Annotated in this window: 19 protein-coding genes; 14 read left to right on the plus strand and 5 right to left on the minus strand. The window is 61.4% G+C overall.

What is annotated here, in order from left to right; genetic code table 11:
• Positions 1-101: 101 nt before the first annotated feature.
• Entirely contained in the window at positions 102-1,052 is a 951-nt protein-coding gene (locus HMPREF3173_RS19450; RefSeq protein ID WP_070575758.1) for a homoserine kinase, read from the minus strand.
• Positions 1,053-1,121: 69 nt separating this feature from the next.
• Positions 1,122-1,409: a DUF2782 domain-containing protein gene (locus HMPREF3173_RS19455; protein ID WP_043207720.1), complete on the minus strand. Its 288-nt coding sequence runs from the start codon at positions 1,407-1,409 to the stop codon at positions 1,122-1,124.
• Between the two features lie 75 nt (positions 1,410-1,484).
• Here HMPREF3173_RS19455 and polA point away from each other — a divergent pair, with 75 nt between their 5' ends.
• Entirely contained in the window at positions 1,485-4,250 is a 2,766-nt protein-coding gene (gene polA / locus HMPREF3173_RS19460) for a DNA polymerase I (protein WP_070575761.1), read from the plus strand.
• Positions 4,251-4,628: 378 nt separating this feature from the next.
• On the opposite strand, the gene yihA is transcribed toward polA, so the two are convergent.
• Positions 4,629-5,258 carry a ribosome biogenesis GTP-binding protein YihA/YsxC gene (gene yihA, locus HMPREF3173_RS19465; protein WP_070575832.1) on the minus strand — a complete coding sequence of 210 codons (630 nt, stop codon included), beginning with the start codon at positions 5,256-5,258 and terminating at the stop codon, positions 4,629-4,631.
• A 208-nt stretch (positions 5,259-5,466) separates the two neighbouring features.
• Here yihA and HMPREF3173_RS19470 point away from each other — a divergent pair, with 208 nt between their 5' ends.
• The 8 genes from HMPREF3173_RS19470 to HMPREF3173_RS19505 all read left to right on the plus strand — a co-directional run bounded on the left by HMPREF3173_RS19470 (position 5,467) and on the right by HMPREF3173_RS19505 (position 13,158).
• Complete coding sequence (locus HMPREF3173_RS19470) at positions 5,467-5,769, plus strand: c-type cytochrome (RefSeq protein ID WP_043207724.1); 303 nt, start codon at positions 5,467-5,469, stop codon at positions 5,767-5,769.
• A 31-nt stretch (positions 5,770-5,800) separates the two neighbouring features.
• A complete protein-coding gene (locus HMPREF3173_RS19475; RefSeq protein WP_043207726.1) occupies positions 5,801-6,418 on the plus strand; it encodes a c-type cytochrome in 618 nt (205 codons plus the stop codon).
• Between the two features lie 188 nt (positions 6,419-6,606).
• On the plus strand, positions 6,607-7,239 hold the full coding sequence (gene dsbA / locus HMPREF3173_RS19480) for a thiol:disulfide interchange protein DsbA (protein WP_043207728.1): 633 nt from the start codon (positions 6,607-6,609) through the stop codon (positions 7,237-7,239).
• A gap of 12 nt (positions 7,240-7,251) precedes the next feature.
• Positions 7,252-8,106 carry an endonuclease/exonuclease/phosphatase family protein gene (locus HMPREF3173_RS19485; RefSeq protein ID WP_043207730.1) on the plus strand — a complete coding sequence of 285 codons (855 nt, stop codon included), beginning with the start codon at positions 7,252-7,254 and terminating at the stop codon, positions 8,104-8,106.
• Positions 8,107-8,134: 28 nt separating this feature from the next.
• A complete protein-coding gene (locus HMPREF3173_RS19490) occupies positions 8,135-10,105 on the plus strand; it encodes a GGDEF domain-containing protein (protein WP_070575764.1) in 1,971 nt (656 codons plus the stop codon).
• A gap of 96 nt (positions 10,106-10,201) precedes the next feature.
• Positions 10,202-10,597: a hypothetical protein gene (locus HMPREF3173_RS19495; protein ID WP_052352394.1), complete on the plus strand. Its 396-nt coding sequence runs from the start codon at positions 10,202-10,204 to the stop codon at positions 10,595-10,597.
• Between the two features lie 81 nt (positions 10,598-10,678).
• On the plus strand, positions 10,679-11,455 hold the full coding sequence (locus HMPREF3173_RS19500; protein WP_043207733.1) for an N-acetylmuramoyl-L-alanine amidase: 777 nt from the start codon (positions 10,679-10,681) through the stop codon (positions 11,453-11,455).
• Positions 11,456-11,556: 101 nt separating this feature from the next.
• Entirely contained in the window at positions 11,557-13,158 is a 1,602-nt protein-coding gene (locus tag HMPREF3173_RS19505; RefSeq protein WP_070575768.1) for an EAL domain-containing protein, read from the plus strand.
• Between the two features lie 116 nt (positions 13,159-13,274).
• Here HMPREF3173_RS19505 and HMPREF3173_RS19510 read toward each other — a convergent pair whose 3' ends face one another.
• Together HMPREF3173_RS19510 and algB are read right to left on the minus strand one after the other, a co-directional pair.
• Positions 13,275-15,053 carry a KinB sensor domain-containing domain gene (locus HMPREF3173_RS19510; RefSeq protein WP_070575771.1) on the minus strand — a complete coding sequence of 593 codons (1,779 nt, stop codon included), beginning with the start codon at positions 15,051-15,053 and terminating at the stop codon, positions 13,275-13,277.
• Entirely contained in the window at positions 15,050-16,396 is a 1,347-nt protein-coding gene (gene algB / locus HMPREF3173_RS19515; RefSeq protein ID WP_043207739.1) for a sigma-54-dependent response regulator transcription factor AlgB, read from the minus strand. The genes HMPREF3173_RS19510 and algB overlap by 4 nt, the downstream gene beginning before the upstream one ends.
• Before the next feature lie 213 nt (positions 16,397-16,609).
• On the opposite strand from algB, the gene HMPREF3173_RS19520 reads away from it, so the two are divergent.
• From HMPREF3173_RS19520 to gltP, 5 genes are all read left to right on the plus strand, one after another.
• Positions 16,610-17,431, plus strand: coding sequence for a BON domain-containing protein (locus HMPREF3173_RS19520; protein ID WP_070575774.1), 822 nt, complete (start codon positions 16,610-16,612; stop codon positions 17,429-17,431).
• A 173-nt stretch (positions 17,432-17,604) separates the two neighbouring features.
• Positions 17,605-17,889 carry a hypothetical protein gene (locus HMPREF3173_RS19525; protein ID WP_070575777.1) on the plus strand — a complete coding sequence of 95 codons (285 nt, stop codon included), beginning with the start codon at positions 17,605-17,607 and terminating at the stop codon, positions 17,887-17,889.
• A 41-nt stretch (positions 17,890-17,930) separates the two neighbouring features.
• Positions 17,931-18,092 (plus strand): DUF1328 domain-containing protein, encoded by a 162-nt coding sequence (locus HMPREF3173_RS19530; RefSeq protein ID WP_003252966.1) that lies wholly within the window; start codon positions 17,931-17,933, stop codon positions 18,090-18,092.
• 2 nt (positions 18,093-18,094) lie between these two features.
• Complete coding sequence (locus tag HMPREF3173_RS19535) at positions 18,095-18,565, plus strand: inhibitor of vertebrate lysozyme family protein (RefSeq protein ID WP_070575780.1); 471 nt, start codon at positions 18,095-18,097, stop codon at positions 18,563-18,565.
• Between the two features lie 731 nt (positions 18,566-19,296).
• Positions 19,297-20,649 (plus strand): glutamate/aspartate:proton symporter GltP, encoded by a 1,353-nt coding sequence (gene gltP, locus HMPREF3173_RS19540; protein ID WP_043207745.1) that lies wholly within the window; start codon positions 19,297-19,299, stop codon positions 20,647-20,649.
• Positions 20,650-20,737 lie beyond the last annotated feature (88 nt).

A 20,737-nucleotide genomic window follows, 5' to 3' on the forward strand; every position in this document is an offset into this window, starting at 1 on the left:
GGCCTTTTCGCGAGTAAACCCGCTCCCACAGGGATAGCGCGCATTTCAAGCCTGGCGCTGTCGCTGTGGGAGCGGTTCACCCGCGAAGAAGCAGACGGGGTTCAGAGGGCGAACGGCAGGCTCAAAGCCACCTGCTGACGCTGCGCCAGGCGCACCTCGAACTCACTCGGGTCGTGGATCATCACATCCATCCCGGCAAACGCCTGGGCTGCGATCAGGCGCGACAGCCAGAACCGCACGCATGCCACGCGCAGCATGACCGGCCACAACTCGGCTTCGGCAGCGGTGAACGGACGCAGTGCAGCATAGGCGGCCAGCAGCGCTTGGGCGCGTGGCACATCGATGCCGCCGGCTTCATCCAGGCACCAGTCGTTCACGGTGATGGCGATGTCATACAGCATCGGCCCCGAACAGGCGTTGTAGAAGTCGATCACGCCGGTCAGGTGCGTGCCTTCGAACATCACGTTGTCGCGGAACAGGTCGGCGTGCAGGTTGGCCCGTGGCAAGGCCAGGATCTGCGCTTTGTGCGCGTCGATCTCGTTCAGCGCAGCCTGCAGCATCTGGCCCTGCCCGGTATCCAGGCCTGGCATCAGCTCGGCCCCGGCCTCGAGCATCCAGATCAGGCCGCGGTCGGTGCGACGCTCGATGATGTGCTCGCGAGTGGCCAGGTGGATATGCGCCAGCAACTCGCCGACCTGGGCGCAGTGCTGGTTGTTCGGCGCCTTGATGTGCTTGCCCGACAGCCGTGGCTGCAGCAGCGCGGGCTTGCCGCAAAGTTCGCGCAGGGCATTGCCGTCGCGGTCGCGCAGGGCGTAGGGCACTGGCATGTCGGCATCGTGCAGCACATCGAGCAATTCGATGAAGAACGGCATGTCCTCGGCTGGCCCGCGCTCGATCAGCGTCAGGACGAATTCCCCCTGCTCCAGGCTGACGAAGAAATTGCTGTTCTCGGTGCCGGCGGCGATGCCCTGGAAGTCGAGCAAGCGGCCCAGCTCATACGGCGCCAGAAAGGTTTCCAGCTCAGGCCGGGTCACAGGGGTGAAGACTGACATGATGAAAAGAAGCCCGTGCGGGCACTTCCACCCGGAAGTGCCTGGTTGATGTGAACGATACGCCTCAGATTACCACTCGAAGATCTTCCAGGACGGAATCAGCATGTCCGGCTGGTCGGATCGAATGAAGTTACCTTCGGAGCCATCGGCGCGTACCAGGAAATAAGGCTTGCCGTGCTTGGGCGTCACCTTGATCGCATACAGGAAACCGTTCTGCCGGTACTCCTGGATGGTTTTGTCGCCTTCCGTGCGAATGGTTACATCGGGATCTGCCGATGGGGCGTCTTCCGCCGCCAGGGTGACGACTGGCATGGTGGCCAACAGACCGAGCAGTAACAGGCGATTGAGTGTACGCATGATAACCTTGTCCCTTTGTCGTCAATTGTTCCCGCTATTCTAGCGCCGGACCTGCCGAAAAGGTTGATTCTCCTCATGAGCCAAGCGCCCCTCGTCCTGGTGGACGGTTCCTCCTACCTCTACCGCGCCTTTCATGCGCTGCCGCCGCTGACCACCTCAAAGGGCATGCCCACGGGTGCGGTCAAGGGTGTGCTGAACATGCTCAAGAGCCTGCGCAAGCAGTATCCGGACAGCCTCTTCGCGGTGGTCTTCGACGCCAAGGGAGGCACGTTCCGCGATGCCATGTTCGCCGAATACAAGGCCAATCGCCCGAGCATGCCTGATGATCTGCGGGTGCAGATCGAGCCGCTGCATGCCAGCGTCAGGGCCTTGGGCTATCCCCTGCTGTGTGTCGAAGGTGTCGAAGCCGACGATGTCATCGGCACCCTGGCGCGCAGCAGCGCGGCCTTGAATCGGCCAGTGATCATCTCGACCGGCGACAAGGACATGGCGCAATTGGTGGACGGGCACATTACGCTGGTCAACACCATGACCGGTAGCGTGCTGGACGTCGCTGGCGTGCACGAGAAATTCGGTGTCGGTCCCGAGCACATCATCGACTTCCTCGCGCTGATGGGCGACAAGGTCGATAACATCCCCGGTGTGCCGGGGGTTGGCGAAAAGACCGCCGTCGGCTTGCTGACGGGTATCGGTGGCGGCCTGAGCGACTTGTACGCCAATCTCGACAAGGTACCGGGGCTGCCGATTCGTGGCGCCAAGGGCCTGCCGGCCAAGCTCGAGGAGCATCGCGAGGCGGCGTTCCTGTCCTACGAGTTGGCGACCATCAAGGTCGATGTGCCGCTGGACATCGAAGTCGAGGCGCTGGTGTGCGGCGAGCCGGACCGTGACGCATTGCTGGCGCTCTATACCGAGATGGAGTTCAAGAGCTGGATCGCCGAGGTTCAGCGCGATGCGGCCCAGGCCGGTGACGTGGTCGCACCGCCCCCTGCGTCGCAGGCCAAGATCGAGCCCAAGTACGAAACCATTCTCGATCAGGCGCGCTTCGACGTCTGGCTCGACAAGCTGCGCCAGGCGCCGTTGTTCGCCTTCGACACCGAGACCACCAGCCTGGACGCACAGCAGGCGAAGCTGGTCGGCCTGTCGTTCGCGGTCGAGCCCTATGAGGCTGCCTATGTGCCGCTGGCCCATGACTACGAGGGCGCTCCGACGCAACTGGACCGCGACAGCGTATTGTTGGCGCTCAAGCCACTGCTGGAAGACCCGGCCAAGGGCAAGATCGGTCAGAACGCCAAGTACGACATCAATATCCTGGCCAACTGTGCCCTGGGCGGCGACCCGGCGCAGGGCATCCAGATGCGCGGCGTGACCTACGACACCATGCTCGAATCCTACGTGCTGGATTCGACCGCCACCCGCCACGACATGGACAGCCTGGCGCTCAAGTACCTGGATCACAGCACCATCGCGTTCGAGGACATTGCCGGTAAAGGCGCAAAGCAGCTGACCTTTAACCAGATCCCGCTGGAAAAGGCCGGCCCTTACGCGGCCGAGGACGCCGATATCACCCTGCGCCTGCACCACGCCCTGCAGGAGCGTCTGGCCAAGACCCCGAGCGTGCAGCCGGTTTTGATGGACATCGAGATGCCTCTGGTGCCGGTGCTGGCCAAGATCGAACGCCAAGGGGCATTGGTCGATGCCGAGCTGCTCAAGGTGCAGAGCGGTGAGCTGGGCGTGAAGATGGCCGAGCTCGAGCGTGAAGCCTTCGCGCTTGCAGGCGAGGAATTCAACCTGGGCTCGCCCAAGCAGTTGGGCGTGATCCTCTACGACAAGCTGGGCATGCCGGTGCTGAGCAAGACTGCCAAGGGCCAGCCCTCCACGGCCGAAGCGGTGTTGGCCGAACTGGCCGAGCAGGATTACCCGCTGCCCACGGTACTGATGGAATACCGCTCCCTGAGCAAGCTCAAGAGCACCTACACCGACAAGCTGCCAGAGCAGATCAACCCGCGCACCGGCCGTATCCACACCTCCTACCAGCAGGCTGTGGCCGCCACCGGGCGCCTGTCGTCCAGCGATCCCAACCTGCAGAACATTCCGGTGCGCACCGCCGAAGGGCGTCGGATTCGCCAGGCATTCATCGCCAGCCCCGGCTACAAGCTGCTGGCGGCCGACTATTCGCAGATCGAGCTTCGCATCATGGCCCATCTGGCCAAGGACGAAGGGCTGCTGCATGCCTTCCGCAATGATCTGGACGTGCACCGGGCTACCGCCGCGGAGGTTTTCGGCGTGCCGCTGGAGCAAGTCACCAACGACCAGCGCCGAAGTGCCAAGGCCATCAACTTTGGCCTGATCTACGGCATGAGCGCTTTTGGCCTGGCCAAGCAGATCGGTGTCGATCGCAAGCAGTCCCAGGACTATATCGACCGCTATTTCGCCCGCTACCCTGGCGTATTGGCCTACATGGAGCGCACTCGCGCCCAGGCCGCCGAGCAGGGCTTCGTCGAAACCTTGTTCGGTCGCCGCCTGTATTTGCCGGACATCAACGCGAAGAACCCGGCGCTGCGCAAGGGCGCCGAGCGCACCGCGATCAACGCGCCGATGCAGGGCACCGCGGCGGACATCATCAAACGCGCCATGGTGGCTGTGGATAACTGGCTGACCGATAGCGGCCTGGACGCGCGCGTGATCCTGCAGGTGCACGACGAACTGGTGCTGGAGGTGCGTGAGGACTTGGTCGAACAGGTACGGGAGCAGATCCGTCCCTACATGAGCAATGCCGCGCAGCTGGATGTGCCATTGCTCGTGGAGGTGGGCATTGGCTCGAATTGGGACGAAGCTCACTGAATCGAGCAGGGGAAGCAGGGTAGGATCTGCGTCGAGAGACGTGGATCCACTGTCGGTTCAGCGCTGGCGGTTCTGAGGTTTCATGAAACTATCGCAAATAGTTTTCAGGGCCTTGGAACTAAACCGGTGAAGCGGGACTCAGAGTAACTGAATGGCTGGTGAAGCCTTTCGATGCTCCTATGTTGTGTTAAGTGTTGGCAGATACCCGGACCCCGCCCTAGCGGTCCGGACTTGAACCCCGAACTTCCCCCTCCCCATACGAAGTCCGGGGTTTTTTTTGCCTGGAATTTGGCGATCAACTTGCGCGTGGCGCTGTGGGAGCGGCTTTACCTGCCATGGGGTATCAAGCGTACGCTCCCACCGGACACGGCCTTGTCCTCAGGCGGGCTTGTCTTCCAGCTCCATCCACTCGGCCAACACGCCGTAGGCTTCCTCGAGCCCCAGGCGCTTGGGGGCCGAGAACAACTGGATGGTCACCCCATCGCCCCAGCCCTTGCGGATTTCCGACTGCACCTTGAGCAGCGTGTTCTTGGCCGCGCCAAAGGTGAGCTTGTCGGCCTTGGTGAGCAGGATGTGCATCGGCATGGCGCTGGCCTTGGACCAGTCGAGCATCATCTTGTCGAAATCGGTCATCGGGTGACGCACATCCATCAGCAGGATCACTCCGCGCAGGCACTCACGGCTGCCCAGGTAGGCTTCCAAGTGATGCTGCCAGTGCTGCTTGAGTGGGATCGGGACTTTTGCATATCCGTAGCCTGGCAGGTCGACCAAACGCCGTTCATCGTCCAGACTGAAGAAATTCAACAGTTGGGTGCGCCCGGGGGTCTTGGAGGTACGCGCCAGGCTGGCATGGGTCAGGGTATTGAGGGCGCTGGATTTGCCGGCGTTGGAACGACCGGCGAAAGCCACCTCGTAACCCTGGTCTTGAGGGCATTGTTCGACCTTGGCGGCGCTAAGGGCGAATTTGGCTTTCTGGCAGAGGCCGAGGATGGGGTTTTTGACTTGCATGGGATATCCGATATGGGTGTTGCCAAGGCCAGCCATTCAGGCGCCGGGCGCGGCAAGCTGTGTCGTTTCCGTTTGGATGGCGGAAGTATATAATGCCCCAGTTTTTGTGTGCGCATTATCCCGGCGTAGGATGATGTGCATGGGGTGTCGAACAATAGCTCGCGCATTAGAACGCAGCGCGGCCCCCAACCCTGAAAGGTCGTTGCGCATGGCGAAATGGCTGCTTGCTGTCGGTATGTTCCTGCCGTTTTTAAGCGCTCAGGCTACACAGGATCCCGAGGCGTTGTACAACCGCACGTGTGCGGCCTGTCATGCCGGGCAGTTGCCACAGGCCCCCCAGCGGGGTGATCGGGCAGCATGGAATCCGAGGCTTGCGCAAGGTATGGACGTATTGGTGGCGCATGTTACCCAGGGTTTCAAGGCTATGCCGCCGCGTGGATTGTGCATGGACTGCAGTACCGAGGACTACCGGTCTGTCATCCTCTGGATGAGCGACAGTCCCGATACATAACATTTCACCCCTAGCCGTGTTGGATTAGCTGATGAACAAACTATTCGTGAGTCTGCTGTTGACCATGGGTGTCGCAGGTGCGGCCAATGCTGCGGAACCCATCAAAGGCGATGCTGCTGCCGGTCAGGCCAAGACAGCCGTCTGTGGAGCCTGCCACAACCCTGACGGCAACAGCCTGGCGCCGAACTTCCCCAAACTTGCCGGCCAAGGCCAGCGCTATCTCGAAAAACAGCTGCACGATATCAAGTCCGGCAAGCGTACCGTGCTGGAGATGACCGGCATGCTGACCAATTTCAACGATCAGGACCTGGCCGATATCGCCGCCTACTTCTCAAGCCAGAAGGGCAGTGTCGGTGCGGCTGATCCCAAGCTGGTCGAGCGTGGCCGCGCGCTGTTCAACGGTGGCGACCTGGAGAAAGGCATGCCGGCCTGCACCGGTTGCCATTCGCCCAATGGCGCAGGCATCGCCCTGGCGGGCTTCCCGCACTTGGGGGGGCAGCACGCCCAGTACGTGGCCAAGCAGCTCACCGACTTCCGCGAAGGCAACCGCACCAATGACGGTGATGCCATGACCATGCGTTCGATCGCAGGCAAGCTGAGCAACAAGGACATCGAGGCCTTGGCCAGTTACATCCAGGGCTTGCACTGAACCCTGTACAGGCCCTCGCAGGTCCTGCGCATTAACGTTCGGTTAATGCTGCCTGGCAAAGATGAAAGGGCGGCCTGGACCGCCCTTTTTTCTGTCCATAGCCGTTACACTACAGAACTCGAGCCCTTCCCGACCGGTCTTAGCTACCGGTCGCGTCGAGGCGACCAATGACTGCTCAGGAGTAAAGCATGCGTAAACTGATTCTCAGCGCTGCGCTGGTCGCCGCCAGCGTATTCGGAGTGACCGCCGTACAGGCCGCGGAGCCTGTCGAAGGTCAGCAGTATTTCGAGCTGAGCAACCCCGTTCCTGTTTCCGTCCCGGGCAAGATCGAAGTCGTCGAATTGTTCTGGTACGGTTGCCCGCACTGCTACCACTTCGAACCGACCATCAATCCATGGGCTGAGAAACTGCCGGCCGACGTCAACTTCAAGCGCGTGCCCGCCATGTTCGGCGGCCCCTGGGATGCCCACGGTCAGATGTTCCTGACCCTCGAGGCCATGGGCGTCGAGCACAACGTCCATGCCGCGGTCTTCGATGCTATCCAGAACAAGCGCATGCGCCTGACCAAGCCTGAAGAAATGGCCGACTTCCTCGCCACCCAGGGCGTGGATAAAGACAAGTTCCTCGCCACCTTCAACTCGTTCGCCATCAAGGGCCAGGTGCAGCAGGCCAAGGACCTGGCGAAGAAGTACGAAATCACTGGCGTGCCGAGCATGGTCGTTAACGGCAAGTACCGCTTCGACCTGGGTACCGCCGGCGGGCCGGAAGGCGTGCTGGATGTCGCCGACCAGCTGATCGCCAAGGAGCGCGCCGCTAAATAAGCGGCGTTGCCCATGAGCCGCTTTCGCTCCACACGCCTGGTTGGCCTGCGGCAACCGCAGGTCAACGAGCATCACCTGCAGGCATCAGGCTTGCCGGCGGATGGGCGACTGCGCCTGCTCAGTTTCAATATCCAGGTCGGTATCAGCACCGAGCGCTATCGACACTACCTGACCCGCAGCTGGCAGCACCTGTTGCCGCACAATGGGCGGGCCGGCAACCTGCAGCGGATCGGCGAACTGCTCGGTGACTTCGATCTGGTGGCCTTGCAGGAAGCCGATGGCGGCAGCCTGCGCTCGGGTTACATCAATCAGGTCGAACATCTGGCCCAGCTCGGGGCATTTCCGTACTGGTACCAGCAGCTCAACCGCAACCTCGGGCGTTTCGCCCAGCACAGCAACGGCGTGCTCAGCCGCCTCAAGCCACAGCATCTTGAAGATCACCCCCTGCCTGGCCCAGCCGGTCGAGGTGCGATCCTGGTGCGTTTTGGCGAAGGCGAAGACGCCCTGATCGTGGTGATGATGCACCTGGCGCTCGGCGCCAAGACACGGGCCCGGCAATTGGCGTATGTCCGCGAGTTGATCGGCGGCTACCGCCATCAGGTGCTCATGGGCGACATGAACACCCATGCCAATGACCTGCTCGAGCATTCGCCCCTTCGCGATCTGGGCCTCATCGCGCCTCAGGTCGAGGCCACCTTTCCCAGCTGGCGCCCCCAGCGCTGCCTGGATCACATCCTGCTCAGCCCGAGCCTGACCCTGGAACGGGTCGAGGTGCTGGCCCAGCCAATTTCCGACCACCTTCCGGTTGCCGTCGAGATTCGTTTGCCTGATGCACTGACTGTGGATACGCTGCCGGCTTTGGGCTGATTGCTATCACCGGTTTGCGGATCCAGGCATGACAGACGAAGGCGAGCGCTGGAAAGAGAAGTACCTCAAAAGCATCGAACAGCAAGAGAAGCTGGAGCGCCGTTGGGAAGCTCGTCTCGATCTGCTGCGTCGCGGCCTGGTGCGCAGCACCTTGGCGGCCGAGGGCAGCGACAAGACAGTCGACCAGTGCATGAAGGAAATGCGCGAGGTCATTCGCAGCGACAACATGGACGCGGGGCTTGCGGGCCTGTTGCCACGCTTGGAAAAAGCCGTTCTGGACTCCGAGCAGCGCCGCGAGACCCGCATGACGCAGGTCAGCGAAGCCCTGACCTCGCTGGTCGAGCAACTGCAGCGCTTGCCCTTGCCCGGTGATATCGCCCGGCCCCTGAAGAAACTTTCAAAGAAACTCGATGGTGGGGTTAGCCAGTCCCGAGAGCTGCCGCCGCTGCTGGGCGAGCTGAGCGGCCTGCAGGGTCGCGCCCTGAGCGTGCTGCAAAGGCCCGATGAAGAGCCGCGACCAGGATTCCTCCAGCGGCTGTTCGGCGGCCGCGAGGCGGACCTGGAGCCGGCCACCCAGCTTGCTGAGGCCAGGCCTGCCGAGGTCCTCGAAAAAACGCTGGCCGAACCTGCGGCGCTGGCCGATGTGGATGAACTGCATCCCTTGGCGCAACCGCAGATAGACCCTGGGCAGGCTGCTGAGCGCGATGACGATGCGCTGCCCCCTGAAACGGACGTCGAGGTAGCTGAGCTTAGCGGTACCGACGAGCCTCGCCCGCGCGAAGGAGCGCTGGAGCCCCTGCCGCTGCCTGAAAGCCCTGAGGCAGTTTCGTCGTCACCCATTGAAATCGAGCCTGCCGACGCGTCTGCCGTTGTCGCCGAGCAAGAGCTTGCTCATGTGCAAAGCATATTGGAAGCTGAAGGCCCGTATGCCCTCCCTGACGCTGTGGAACCCCCCTACAGTACCGTCGCGGCGCATATCGAGCAGACGCTGATCGGCCTGCTCGACGACCTGAGCCTACCGGAGCGCCACAAGGCACAGGCGTTGGCCATGCGCGATCGGGTATCGCGTGGGTTGAACTGGTACGAGCTGATTCCGGTGCTCGATGACTTGGCCGTGCTGATGCTGGCCATCACCGATAGCGGCCAGCATGAATTCGAAGCCTACCTGCAACAGCTCAACGGGCGCCTGGAAACCTTCCAGAGCCACCTGCAAGAGGCCAGTGCCGGGCATGCCGACAACAGCTGCGCCGCGCGTGAACTGGACAACCAGTTGCGTGAGCAGGTCGATGGCCTGCAAAGCAGTGTGCAGGGCGCCGCGGACGTGGACAGCCTCAAGCTCATCCTGGAGAACCGCCTCGAAGGCTTGCTGAACACCATGGATGAGCACCAGCATGAGCGCGATCGTCGTGAGCAGGCGCTGGCGGACCGCTTGAAGGGCCTGGCCGATCGAGTGGCGAATATGGAGCAGGAAGCCCTCGGTTATCGCGAACACCTGGAGGAACAGCGCCAGAAAGCCCTGCTCGACCCCCTCACGGGGCTGCCCAATCGTGCGGCCTGGTCGGAGCGCGTCGAGCGGGAGGTCCAGCACTGGCAGGCCCACGGCGGGCATCTGCTGATGGCTATTCTCGACCTGGACCACTTCAAGCGTATCAACGACAACTATGGTCACCTGGCTGGCGACAAGGTCCTCAAGATCGTCGCTGACCAGTTGCGCAAGCGTCTGCGAGGGCAGGATTTCATCGCCCGGTTTGGCGGCGAGGAGTTTGTCGTGCTGCTGCCGCAGACCTCGCCTGCTGTCGGCCTCAAGCTGGCCGAGACCTTGCGAGCGGCCGTCGAGGCCTGCCCGTTCCACTTCAAGGGCGAGCGGGTGGTGATCACCACCTCTATCGGCCTGAGCGCTTTCCGCTCTGGCGAGCGAGGCGACCAGGTTCTCAAGCGCGCGGACGACGCGCTGTACCGAGCCAAGGATCAGGGCCGCAATCGCGTGGAGCAGGCATAATTATTTACCGCATTCACTGCGACCCTGGTGCTGACAATGGTCGACCGGAAACCTGATGGACAGGTTTCGGCCCCTTGATCGAACAGGAAATAGCAGATGAAAGCACTCAACGGATTGGCCGTGTTTGCCATGGTGCTGGCCGTGCAGACGACCGCAATGGCCAAAGAACATGTGTTTACCGCTCATGTGGCGGCGGATGGCACGCTGTTGCGGCAGTCCCCGAAATGGATCTCCGACATCACCCATCAGCCCCAGCCCAACTACTTCAGCTTGTACAAGCTGAAGTTGAACAAGCAGGTTGTGCGGCAGGACCCGGGCTTTTGCACAGTCTCTGCCATCGATGCCAGCAGTTACGATCGCCAGCTGCATGGACAAGCCAAGGTAACGGGCAAGCCTTCGGCAGAAAAGGTCGACGTGATGACTCAGCTGGTCGACAAGAAAGGACCCAGTGGCGACAACGACCTGGAGTTTCTTTTGATGTGCACGCGGTGATTGCGTTTCTCAAGCTGTAGTGAGAAGTGCACGTTATACTGTAGCGCTGTTGCCGATTACTTTACTGACGTGCCCTCTCCCATGAAAACGCTTTTTGCCGGGCTGATGTTGTTGATGGTGGCTGGCTGCTCCACCGGCCTGCGGATCGACCGTAACCATCCTTCCGTCAACCACGACAGCCGTATCCAGTTCATCGTCCTGCATTACACCAACGCATCCCTGGAGCGCTCCTTGGCCTTGCTGACCCATGGCGAGGTCAGCAGCCATTACCTGGTCGGCGATGGGCCAGCCACCGTTTATCAACTGGTTGATGAAAACCGCCGGGCCTGGCATGCCGGCGACAGCCAATGGCAAGGGCGTACTTGGCTCAACTCCAGCTCCATCGGCATCGAGATCGTCAACCCAGGCTACACCGACACACCCAACGGGCGCGTCTGGCACCCCTACAGCGAGGCTCAGATCCAGGCCTTGATCGCGTTGCTCAAGGATATCGTCAAGCGCAATCACATCGAGCCACGGCACATCATCGGCCACAGTGATATCGCGCCGCTGCGCAAGCTTGATCCAGGCCCGCTGTTCCCGTGGAAACGTCTCGCCGATGCCGGCCTTGGCGTTTGGCCGGACGCAAATGCCGTTGCACGACAACAGGCATATTTCAGCGTCAATCCTCCGACGATCAGCTGGTATCAGCAGCAATTGGCGCGATTCGGTTATGCGATCGAGCAGACCGGCGAGCTGGATGTTGCCACTCGCCATGTGATCGCGGCCTTCCAGATGCGCTTCCGTCCTCAGCGCTTCGACGGCATGCCGGATGCACAGACCGCCGCGATGCTGCAAGTCCTGAATCGCTCGCGCTGAATAACGGTAACGAAACCTTTCTGATGGTGTCATACGCCAAACGGGCAGGCTGACTTCTCGCAGAGTTGCTATACCTCTTGGTAATCAACTGGATGCCTGTGATGTCAGCCTTCCTTGCGACACTGCGTCAAATTTTCCACCGTCCCTGGATGCTGGCTGGGCTGGCCGCATTGTCCAGCGCAATCGTGCTGCTCGCAGGAAGCTTTGGTGTCGCGCTGCAGCAGATGAAACAAAACGAAAGCGCCCAGATGAACGCCCGGGGCGAGCGTTTCCTGGAGCGCCTTGAACAGATCTTCGGCCAGTTGCGCGAAGGCGTGGACCAATTGCAGGCGCAACCTCTGCGCGGTTGTGATGCGGCGATGGTCGCGGCCTTGCAGCAGATCGGCTTGAGTTCGCGATTCATCTATGAGGCCGCCTATGTGGATGGCGCGGTGGTCTGCTCCAGCCGTGGCGCTGAAAGCACCCTCGAACCCCTTCGTGCTCCGGACATCCAAGGGCCCACCTACAGCTATTGGCTCAACACCAGCACCGAGCCGAACGAGAACCTGGCCGCCTTGATGCTGGGGCGCGGCAAGTTCCTGGTATCCACCTCGCGGGGTCATCTTTCCGATGTGGTCGACTTGCCGCCGGGTGGCAGCGTGCTGGTCGTGCTCGACCATGGTACCCGGGCGATCCCCGTGCTCGGCCCGCCCCAGCGCTGGCCTCCGCCGACAGTGGATTGGCCGCCGCCACCGAACCAGTCGTTGCTGGAGAAGAACGACTGGTTGCTCTATCACATGCCGACCAACTCGCCCGACTACCAGTTGGTGTTGATCGCGCCTCGGGCGGGCCTGCCTCTGAAGATGAACGGGATGCTCTGGCTGCTGTTTCCGGGCAGCCTGGTATTGGCCTGTTGCGTCGGCTGGCTGGTGCTGCAGTTGATTCTGCAACGGCGCTCGATGAGTTCGGAGCTGCAGAACGCCTTGCGTCGGGGCGAGCTGCAGGTGCTTTATCAGCCGATTTTCGAGCTCGACAGTCGCCGTTGCGTCGGTGCTGAGGCCTTGGTGCGCTGGCTAAGACCGGATGGCTCGTTGACCAGTCCCGATCTGTTCATCCCGTTGGCTGAAAACACTGGGCAGATCCGCCAGATCACGGACTTCGTGTTGCAACGGGTACTGGAGCAGTTGGGCCAATTGTTGCGGGCCAATCCTTCGCTGTACATCTCAGTGAACCTGGCGGCCTGTGACGTGATGGTGCCCCGCATCGGGAGGGTGGCGGCCCGATTGCTGGCGCATCACCGGGTGGCGGCCAGCCAGATCGCCTTCGAGGTGACCGAGCGGGGCCTGATCGATGTGGTGGTGGCGCGTGACAATTTACAGGCCTTGCGCGCGGTGGGGCATCAGGTCCTGATCGACGACTTTGGCACAGGCTATTGCAGCCTGGCTTACCTACAGACGCTCCCGGTCGACTGCCTGAAAATCGACAAGGCCTTCATCGATGCGCTGGGGCATGACGCCGCGAGCAGCGGCGTGGCGCCGCACATCATTCGCATGGCCCACTCCCTGCACCTGCGGGTGATTGCCGAAGGGATCGAATGCGAGGACCAGGCGGAGTTACTCAATAGCGAAGGTGTCAATTATGGGCAAGGCTGGCTGTTTGCCCATCCGCTCAGTGCCCGGCAGTTCACCGAACTGGTCACTCGTCAGCGGCGCAAAGGCAAATAGCCGGCGGCGAACTTTGTGAGTGAACCCACTCTTACAAGTTCAATGGTGCTGTCGAGAGCGGCCTGGATCCTCTGGGCGCAGGTTACTCGCGAAGCACACAGCCCGCAGTGGAGGTTCTACACGGGCAAAGTCATGTAGAACTGTGTCCCCTGCCCTGGACGGGAATACACACCCATCCGCCCGCCATGCAGCTGGACGATCTCCTTGCACAACGCCAGGCCCAAACCGGCCCCGCCTTTCTTGCGGCCGACCTGGACGAAGGGTTCGAAGATCCGCGCTTGCTGGCCATAGGCGATGCCTTCGCCGTTGTCCTCCACTCCGATGATCACTCGTTCGGCATGCCGCCGCGCATGCAACCGGATGCGCCCGTCGTTGGCGGTATGACGGAGCGCGTTGTGCAACAGATTGTCCAGCACCCGGTCCAGCTGCGCGGCGTCTGCCGGGATGCGTGGTAGAGGGGGCTCGACGTCGATGAACACCTCGATGTTCTTCTGCGCGGCCTGCTCGGCAAAGCGGGAATGGGCACGCTTGAGTAGCTCTTCGATGCTGCAGGGCGAAAGCTCCAGCTTTTGCAGGCCGCTCTGGTAGCGGGAAAAGTTGAGCAGGTCGTTGATCAGTTGGGTCAGGCGCTGCATCTCCTCGCCGATAGTGTCCAACAGGTCGTTCTCCCGCGCCTGGGGTGGAAACGTCACCCGTTCTCGCAACAGGCCAAACGCCATGTGCATGCCGGTCACCGGCGTACGCAGCTCGTGGGAAGCCCGCAGGACGAATTCACTGCGCACCCGCTCGAACGCTCGCTGCTCGGTGACGTCGTGCAGCACCATTACGGCCCCAAGGATCGGCCCTTGTGGGTGGCTGACCGGCGTCAGGCTGTAGGTCAGCAGACGGGTTTCGTCGTCCACCTCGATGCTCAGGTCGTCCGGCGGTCGGTCCAGGCTACCGCCGCGCAGGACCTGATGCAGTTGTGGCTCGAGCTCCGGGCGCTGTAATGCTTCGGCCAGGCCCGTTCCAACTCGACTGGTGTCCCAACCCAACTGGCGTTGCGCCACAGGGTTCAAATGTTCAAGGCGGCCTTGGCGGTCGATGATCAGCAGACCATCGTCGATGCTGTCGAGCACGGCCTGCAGGCGCTGCTGGCCGGCCAGCAGTTCATCGATGTTGGTGGCCTGGTGTTTGCGCAGGGCATCGGCCATCAACCCGAAGCGCCGGGTGAGCTGGTTGAGTTCGGTAGCCTGGGTGACTGGCAAGGTGACGTCGAAATTGCCTTGGCCGACCTGATCGGCGGCCTTGGCCAGGGCCTCGATGGGTTGGCCGAAACGGCGAGCGATGTTGTGCGCTGTGACGAACCCGAGCACCACTACCAACAGTCCCATCAAGCCGAGCACGCCGCTGATCAGCAGGGCGCGGTCGCGCGCTTGTTCTTCGCTGCGTGTGATGCGCTCCAGGGCCTGCTTGTGGGAGTCGATCAGGTCGGTACGGACCTGATTGAAGGCGGCGCCTAAAGGTTGCTCGGTGTCCATACTGCGCGCGGGCGCCGCGCTTTCGCGGTAGGCCTGGAGAAAGGCTTGGTAATTGCTGCTGGCCTTGCTGAAGGCGGTGCGCTCGCCGCCTTCGGCAAGGCCTTGGTTGAGCAGGGATTGGAAGTCTTCCTGCAGGGTCACCAGATTACGTGGGTCGGTGTCCGCATCGAGGATGAGCTTCAACTGCTCTCCAAGGTTCTGTCGTAGCTTGAGGGCGATCTCCAGCGTATGGGTGGTGTCACCCACCAATCGCTGTTGCACTGTAGCCATCTGCATCACGCTGACCAGCCCAAGCAGCAGGCCGAGCAAGGCGACCGTGACCAGGGCCGAGATGCTCAGGAAAAGCCGCGTGCGCAGCTTCATGGGCCACTTCATAGGTTGTACTGCTTGCGTTTGCGGTACAGAGTCGAGGCGTCGATCCCCAGCGTCTTGGCCGCCTGGTCCAGGGTATCGCTGGCCGCCAGCACCGCGCCGATGTGGGCGCGCTCTAGCTCGTCCAAGCTCAGGGCGGCGCCGATGCGTGGTGCGTTGCTGGTGGGAGGCTCGGCCATGCCCAGATGGCTGACTTCCACGCGCTCCTGCGGACAGATGATGCTCGCCCTCTCCACTACGTTGCGCAGTTCGCGGATGTTGCCCGGCCAGCGGTAGTTGAGCAGTGCCGTGCGGGCCTCGTCGCTGAACACACGCGCGGGCCGGGCATATTCCTTGACGAAGCGGGCCAGGAAGCGCTCGGCGAGCATGAGGATGTCTTCGCTGCGTTCACGCAGGGGGGGCAGGTGCAGGGTGATGACGTTGAGGCGGTACAGCAAGTCCTCGCGGAAGCGACTTTCACGAACCATTTCTTCGAGGTTGAGGTTGGTCGCCGCGAGGATGCGTACATCGGCGCGGCGGGTGACAGGATCGCCAACCCGCTCGTACTCCTTGTCCTGGATGAACCGCAGCAGCTTGGGCTGCAGGGTCAGGGGGAAGTCACCGATTTCATCGAGAAACAACGTCCCGCCGTCCGCCTGGCTGACGCGGCCGAGGGTGCTCTCGCTGGCCCCGGTGAAGGCGCCGCGGGTGTGGCCGAACAACTCGCTTTCCATCAATTCCGCATTGAGCGAGGGGCAATTGATGGTCACGCAGGCCTTGCGCATCCGCTTGCTCCAGCCATGGATGGCGCGGGCCAGTTCACCTTTACCGGTACCGGACTCACCCAGGATCAGAATGTTGGCATCGGTGCTCGCCACCTGCCGGGCAGTTTCCAGCACCGCCATCATGGCCGGGCTGTGGGAATCCAGGCCGTCCTTGGGTTTGCGTACCTCGCCTTCGAGCGCTTCCAGGCGAGCGGACAACTGACGGACCTCCAGCTGCTTGGCGGTGGCCAGGCGCAGTTGGTCGGGGCTGCAGGGTTTGACCAGATAATCAGCAGCACCGGCCTGGATTGCGTCCACCGCCGTGTCGACCGCTGAATGGGCAGTGACGATGACCACGCGCATCCACGGTGCCTGAATGCGCATCTGCGCCAGGACATCGAGGCCGTTGTCTTCGCCCAGGCGTAGATCGAGAAAGCACAAGTCGAACACCTGGCGTTGCAGCAACGCTTCAGCCTGGGCGGCGCTGCTGGCCGTGGCGACGCTGTAGCCTTCATCTTCCAGGCAATAACGGAAGGTTCGCAGGATCGCGGATTCGTCATCCACCAGCAGAATGCGGCCTTGGTTGTCCTGGGCTGATTCCATTTTCCTGCGCTCCTTCGGGATTGATCTCAATTAGTGTCGGAAAAATCGGGCAAGTTGCATGGTCAATTCTGAAGGAATCCGCCCTTTGCATGCTAGCCAATAGCCTTTCCTGCCTCCTGGCCCTGCCAGGGCAGGCTGACAGAAAGAAGACAGCGGACTGGCATGGGGGTTGCGACGGTTCTCTCTTTATATGTCACCGATGGAGGAGCTGACATGTCTTTTTCCCTGAGAATCCTGGTGCTGACGACGTGCGTGCTGACCGCCGTGCCGCCGGTTTTCGCCGATCCCGTCCAGGACGCGCGCCTGCAAGGCGCCCTGCAGTCAGCTCTGTCGCTGAACCGGGTGCTCAACCCCTTTCGCATCGAAGTGACAGTCAATGGCGCGAACGCCAGGTTGACCGGCGAGGTGGAAAACAATGTCGAGCGTCAGCTGGCCGAGCATGTCGCGCTTGCCACCCACGGCATCGAGCAAGTCGACAACCAACTGCAGATAAACCCGGCGCTGGTCGAGCGGCCGCTTGAACTGCGCGCCTATGCCCAGCGTCTGGAGGACGCCACCTTGGCAGCGGTGATCCGAGCCCGGCTGCTCTGGAGCCGTATTACCGAAAAGGCAGCTATCGAAGTGGAAAGCCGCGAGGGCGTGGTCACCCTGCGTGGCAAGGTCGACAGCGCCGAGGCCAAGGAGCTGGCAGGCGTGTTGGCGCGGACCACCGAGGGAGTGCACCTGGTCAACAACCTGGTCAGCCTGGACAGCGCCGCCATGGCCAAGGCGCGGGAAAAGCCTGTGGATGTACCGGACGGCCCGCAGCCCAGCGACAGCTGGATCGTCGACAAGATCCAGAGCAGTTACCGCTACAGCCGCAACCTCGACGGCCTGAACCTCAAGGTGGCGAGCGAACAAGGCATGGTCCGGCTTTCCGGTGAGGTGGTCAGCAGCGAGCAGAAGACCATTGCCGTGGAGGTGGCGCGGCAGATCATCGGCGTGAGAGGCGTGGATGCCGACCTGTTGAAAGTCGCGAGCAAGGTTGAGGGCTGATCGTGCAAAACGCACGACCCCAGATAGGCCATCGTGCAGGATACGTGCTTGATGGTCTTTGGTGTTCCATCTAAGTTACTGATTTAAAAGGATTTTATAAGAAGGCGAAGACTGGCATGCAGGCTGCAACTTCCTGTCTAGGTTCGAATAAAAACACAGCAGGAGGAGCCGGCATGAATCGCCCATTCGTCAACCGCCCGCAGATCGCCGATTTGCCCTGGCGTCAGTGCCTGTTTCTGGGCCTTGCGCTACTGCTGACATTGGCCGCTGGCCAGTTCTACTACAGCTGGCAGACGGCGCGGTTGGCCGAGCAGGTGGCGGCGCAAACCGCGCTGTTGACGCAGATCCAGGCGAGCCGTGCCAACACCTTGGTCAAAGCCACCGCGCCGTTGCCGGCTGCCAAGGCTTCGCCAGCCCATCTGGACACTGTCGTCCATGAAGAACGCTGGGTGTTCTGAATGCCGTACCGGATCGATTTCAAAAAGAAAGGAGAACCATCATGCTGAGTTGGGCTATCACTTTCCTGATCATCGCCATCGTTGCTGCCGTGCTGGGCTTCGGTGGTATCGCCGGCGCCGCCACGGGCATTGCGAAGATTCTGTTCATCGTCTTCCTGGTGCTGTTCGTGGCTTCTTTCTTCTTCGGACGCGGCAGAGGTTGAGCATGAGCCGGATGCTATGCAAAGCCCTGGCTACTGCCCTGTTACTGGGCGGTAGCGCAGCGGCGATGGCGGCCAATGACGGCCAGGTTCGGGTCGATCAGCTGCTCGGTTCGGACCCCGATTACCGCGAAACGTGGCAGGACACGATCAAGGGCGAGGAGCGCCTGCCCGATTGGGTCATCAATTTATCCGGCAGCTCGCAACACCAGATGTCGGCGGTTACCGAGGATGGTGACCAGTACTTGGTGGGCCCTTTATGCGAATCGCCGTCCAACTGCACGTACAAGCGCCTCGTGGTGGCGTTCAGTTGGGACAAGGATCATGCCTACGGGATGCTCGTCGAAGTCCCCGAAGGCCTGCCCTCGGACAAGTCACCCACCCGACATGCGCAGTATCGCTGGCTGGGTGATCCGGACGATGGGATGAAAGCCATGCTGCAGGAGCAGCTCAAGCGGGATCCGAAGTGGTACTGACCAAGGGTCACGCATGTGTAACGTCCTAGAAGCTGAACCTTTTTATCTTTCAGGCTTCTATGGTGCGCCGCTCCGAGGAGGGGTGACGCATGACCAAGGGGCTGGGCTGTTCTGATTGTTGCAGGATCGGAGTGGCCTAGGGGTACAGGGAGTACCTCCGCAATGGGCCGGGTCAGGTAGGGCGGTATCGGAAGTTTTGACCGGCGGTGTCAGATTAGGCGCAAAGCCAGGTCAGACTTCCGAGACGCCTATATAAGAAAGACGTCTGGTTGCTTTCAGTATTTTTCCCTCAAGACACATTTTGTCTCGACCGTATATCGAAATTTTTTCGATGGGCGCGTCGCGGACCTTTAGTACCTTTGACACCATTCGGATTGTCGAACAAAGGTAGAAAACCCTCGTATGGATGCCGATAAATCGGCCGAAAAATGGCGCTTTGGTCTTGTTCGGGAATCCGAACGCCGAAAAACCAACCCCTTCTGATGCGCGAATTTCCCCTCAAGCCTCATGCCGATTCGGCATATGGTAGTCATTTACGGCATTAGACTGACCCCCGTCCCGTCGCAATAGTTGCCGCCTTTTTTCGCAGGCCGGAGCGTCCGACGCTCGCTTGCGGTGACCTTCGATGGCGTCGCCGCACGGAAGTCCAACGCTACCCAATACGCTGGCAAAGGCTCTGGGATGCGTTTTTCCGCCTGGCACCCATGACCACTAGAAGAAAGGGTAAAGACATGAAGAAGGCAAAACTGAGCCTCGCCTGGCAGATCCTCATCGGACTTGTCCTGGGCGTTGCGATCGGCGCGCTGCTGAACCATTTCAGTGCAGAAAAGGCATGGTGGATCAGTAATGTCCTGCAGCCTGCCGGTGACATCTTCATTCGCCTGATCAAGATGATCGTCGTCCCGATCGTGATTTCGTCGCTGATCGTGGGCATCGCCGGAGTTGGCGACGCGAAGAAACTGGGCAGCATTGGCCTGAAGACCATCATCTACTTCGAGGTGGTGACCACCATCGCCATCGTCGTGGGCCTGGTGCTGGCCAACCTGTTCCACCCAGGTGCCGGTATCGACATGAGCACCCTGGGCACCGTCGACATCTCCAAGTACCAGGCCACTGCGGCCGAGGTGCAGCATGAGCATGCCTTCATCGAAACCCTGCTCAACCTGATCCCGTCCAATATCTTCGCTGCTGTCGCTCGTGGCGAGATGCTGCCGATCATCTTCTTCTCGGTGATGTTCGGCCTGGGCCTGTCGAGCCTGCCGGGCGATCTGCGCGACCCACTGGTGCGCACCTTCCAGGCTGTGTCGGAGACCATGTTCAAGGTCACCCACATGATCATGAACTACGCGCCGATCGGTGTGTTCGCCCTGATCGCGGTCACTGTCGCCAACTTTGGCTTCGCCTCGTTGCTGCCTTTGGCAAAGCTGGTCCTGCTGGTGTACTTCGCCATCGCCTTCTTCGCCTTCATGGTGCTGGGCCTGGTTGCCCGCCTGTTCGGCTTCTCGGTCATCAAGATCATGCGCATCATGAAAGACGAGCTGATCCTGGCTTACTCCACTTCCAGCTCCGAGACCGTCCTGCCGCGCGTGATCGAGAAGATGGAAGCCTATGGCGCGCCGAAATCGATCTGCAGTTTCGTGGTGCCGACCGGTTACTCCTTCAACCTCGACGGCTCGACCCTGTACCAGAGCATCGCGGCGATCTTCATTGCCCAGCTGTACGGCATCGACCTGTCCTGGAGTCAGCAACTGCTGCTGGTGCTGACGCTGATGGTCACCTCCAAGGGCATCGCCGGTGTGCCGGGTGTTTCCTTCGTGGTCTTGCTGGCTACCTTGGGCAGTGTGGGCATTCCGCTGGAAGGTCTGGCATTCATCGCCGGTGTCGACCGCATCATGGACATGGCCCGCACCGCCCTGAACGTGATCGGCAATGCCCTGGCCGCCCTGGTCATCGCGCGTTGGGAAGGTATGTACGACGCCGCCAAGGGCGAGCGCTACTACAGCTCGCTGCTGGCCGGCCACAAGCATGACGCCGTGGTTGCGACTGCGAGCGAGCCTGCCAAGGCCGTTCAGCAGAATCACTAAGCACACGCACCTCACAAAAAGCCTCGACTTGATCGGGGCTTTTTGTTGCCTGGCAGTCTGTCATGGCTTTGCCGGAGCGGATTTACCC

Source organism: Pseudomonas sp. HMSC08G10, assembly GCF_001808425.1.
Lineage (GTDB): Bacteria > Pseudomonadota > Gammaproteobacteria > Pseudomonadales > Pseudomonadaceae > Aquipseudomonas > Aquipseudomonas guariconensis.

What these genes read in the sequence shown, in the direction of transcription:
- HMPREF3173_RS19475 (WP_043207726.1), top strand. Translation starts at nt 5,801, where the DNA reads ATGAACAAACTATTCGTGAGTCTGCTGTTGACCATGGGTGTCGCAGGT.
- HMPREF3173_RS19530 (WP_003252966.1), top strand. Translation starts at nt 17,931, where the DNA reads ATGCTGAGTTGGGCTATCACTTTCCTGATCATCGCCATCGTTGCTGCC.
- HMPREF3173_RS19470 (WP_043207724.1), top strand. Translation starts at nt 5,467, where the DNA reads ATGGCGAAATGGCTGCTTGCTGTCGGTATGTTCCTGCCGTTTTTAAGC.
- HMPREF3173_RS19450 (WP_070575758.1), bottom strand. Translation starts at nt 1,052, where the DNA reads ATGTCAGTCTTCACCCCTGTGACCCGGCCTGAGCTGGAAACCTTTCTG.
- HMPREF3173_RS19510 (WP_070575771.1), bottom strand. Translation starts at nt 15,053, where the DNA reads ATGAAGTGGCCCATGAAGCTGCGCACGCGGCTTTTCCTGAGCATCTCG.
- dsbA (WP_043207728.1), top strand. Translation starts at nt 6,607, where the DNA reads ATGCGTAAACTGATTCTCAGCGCTGCGCTGGTCGCCGCCAGCGTATTC.
- HMPREF3173_RS19520 (WP_070575774.1), top strand. Translation starts at nt 16,610, where the DNA reads ATGTCTTTTTCCCTGAGAATCCTGGTGCTGACGACGTGCGTGCTGACC.
- HMPREF3173_RS19505 (WP_070575768.1), top strand. Translation starts at nt 11,557, where the DNA reads ATGTCAGCCTTCCTTGCGACACTGCGTCAAATTTTCCACCGTCCCTGG.
- HMPREF3173_RS19535 (WP_070575780.1), top strand. Translation starts at nt 18,095, where the DNA reads ATGAGCCGGATGCTATGCAAAGCCCTGGCTACTGCCCTGTTACTGGGC.
- algB (WP_043207739.1), bottom strand. Translation starts at nt 16,396, where the DNA reads ATGGAATCAGCCCAGGACAACCAAGGCCGCATTCTGCTGGTGGATGAC.
- HMPREF3173_RS19500 (WP_043207733.1), top strand. Translation starts at nt 10,679, where the DNA reads ATGAAAACGCTTTTTGCCGGGCTGATGTTGTTGATGGTGGCTGGCTGC.
- HMPREF3173_RS19525 (WP_070575777.1), top strand. Translation starts at nt 17,605, where the DNA reads ATGAATCGCCCATTCGTCAACCGCCCGCAGATCGCCGATTTGCCCTGG.
- polA (WP_070575761.1), top strand. Translation starts at nt 1,485, where the DNA reads ATGAGCCAAGCGCCCCTCGTCCTGGTGGACGGTTCCTCCTACCTCTAC.
- yihA (WP_070575832.1), bottom strand. Translation starts at nt 5,258, where the DNA reads ATGCAAGTCAAAAACCCCATCCTCGGCCTCTGCCAGAAAGCCAAATTC.
- HMPREF3173_RS19495 (WP_052352394.1), top strand. Translation starts at nt 10,202, where the DNA reads ATGAAAGCACTCAACGGATTGGCCGTGTTTGCCATGGTGCTGGCCGTG.
- HMPREF3173_RS19485 (WP_043207730.1), top strand. Translation starts at nt 7,252, where the DNA reads ATGAGCCGCTTTCGCTCCACACGCCTGGTTGGCCTGCGGCAACCGCAG.
- gltP (WP_043207745.1), top strand. Translation starts at nt 19,297, where the DNA reads ATGAAGAAGGCAAAACTGAGCCTCGCCTGGCAGATCCTCATCGGACTT.
- HMPREF3173_RS19455 (WP_043207720.1), bottom strand. Translation starts at nt 1,409, where the DNA reads ATGCGTACACTCAATCGCCTGTTACTGCTCGGTCTGTTGGCCACCATG.
- HMPREF3173_RS19490 (WP_070575764.1), top strand. Translation starts at nt 8,135, where the DNA reads ATGACAGACGAAGGCGAGCGCTGGAAAGAGAAGTACCTCAAAAGCATC.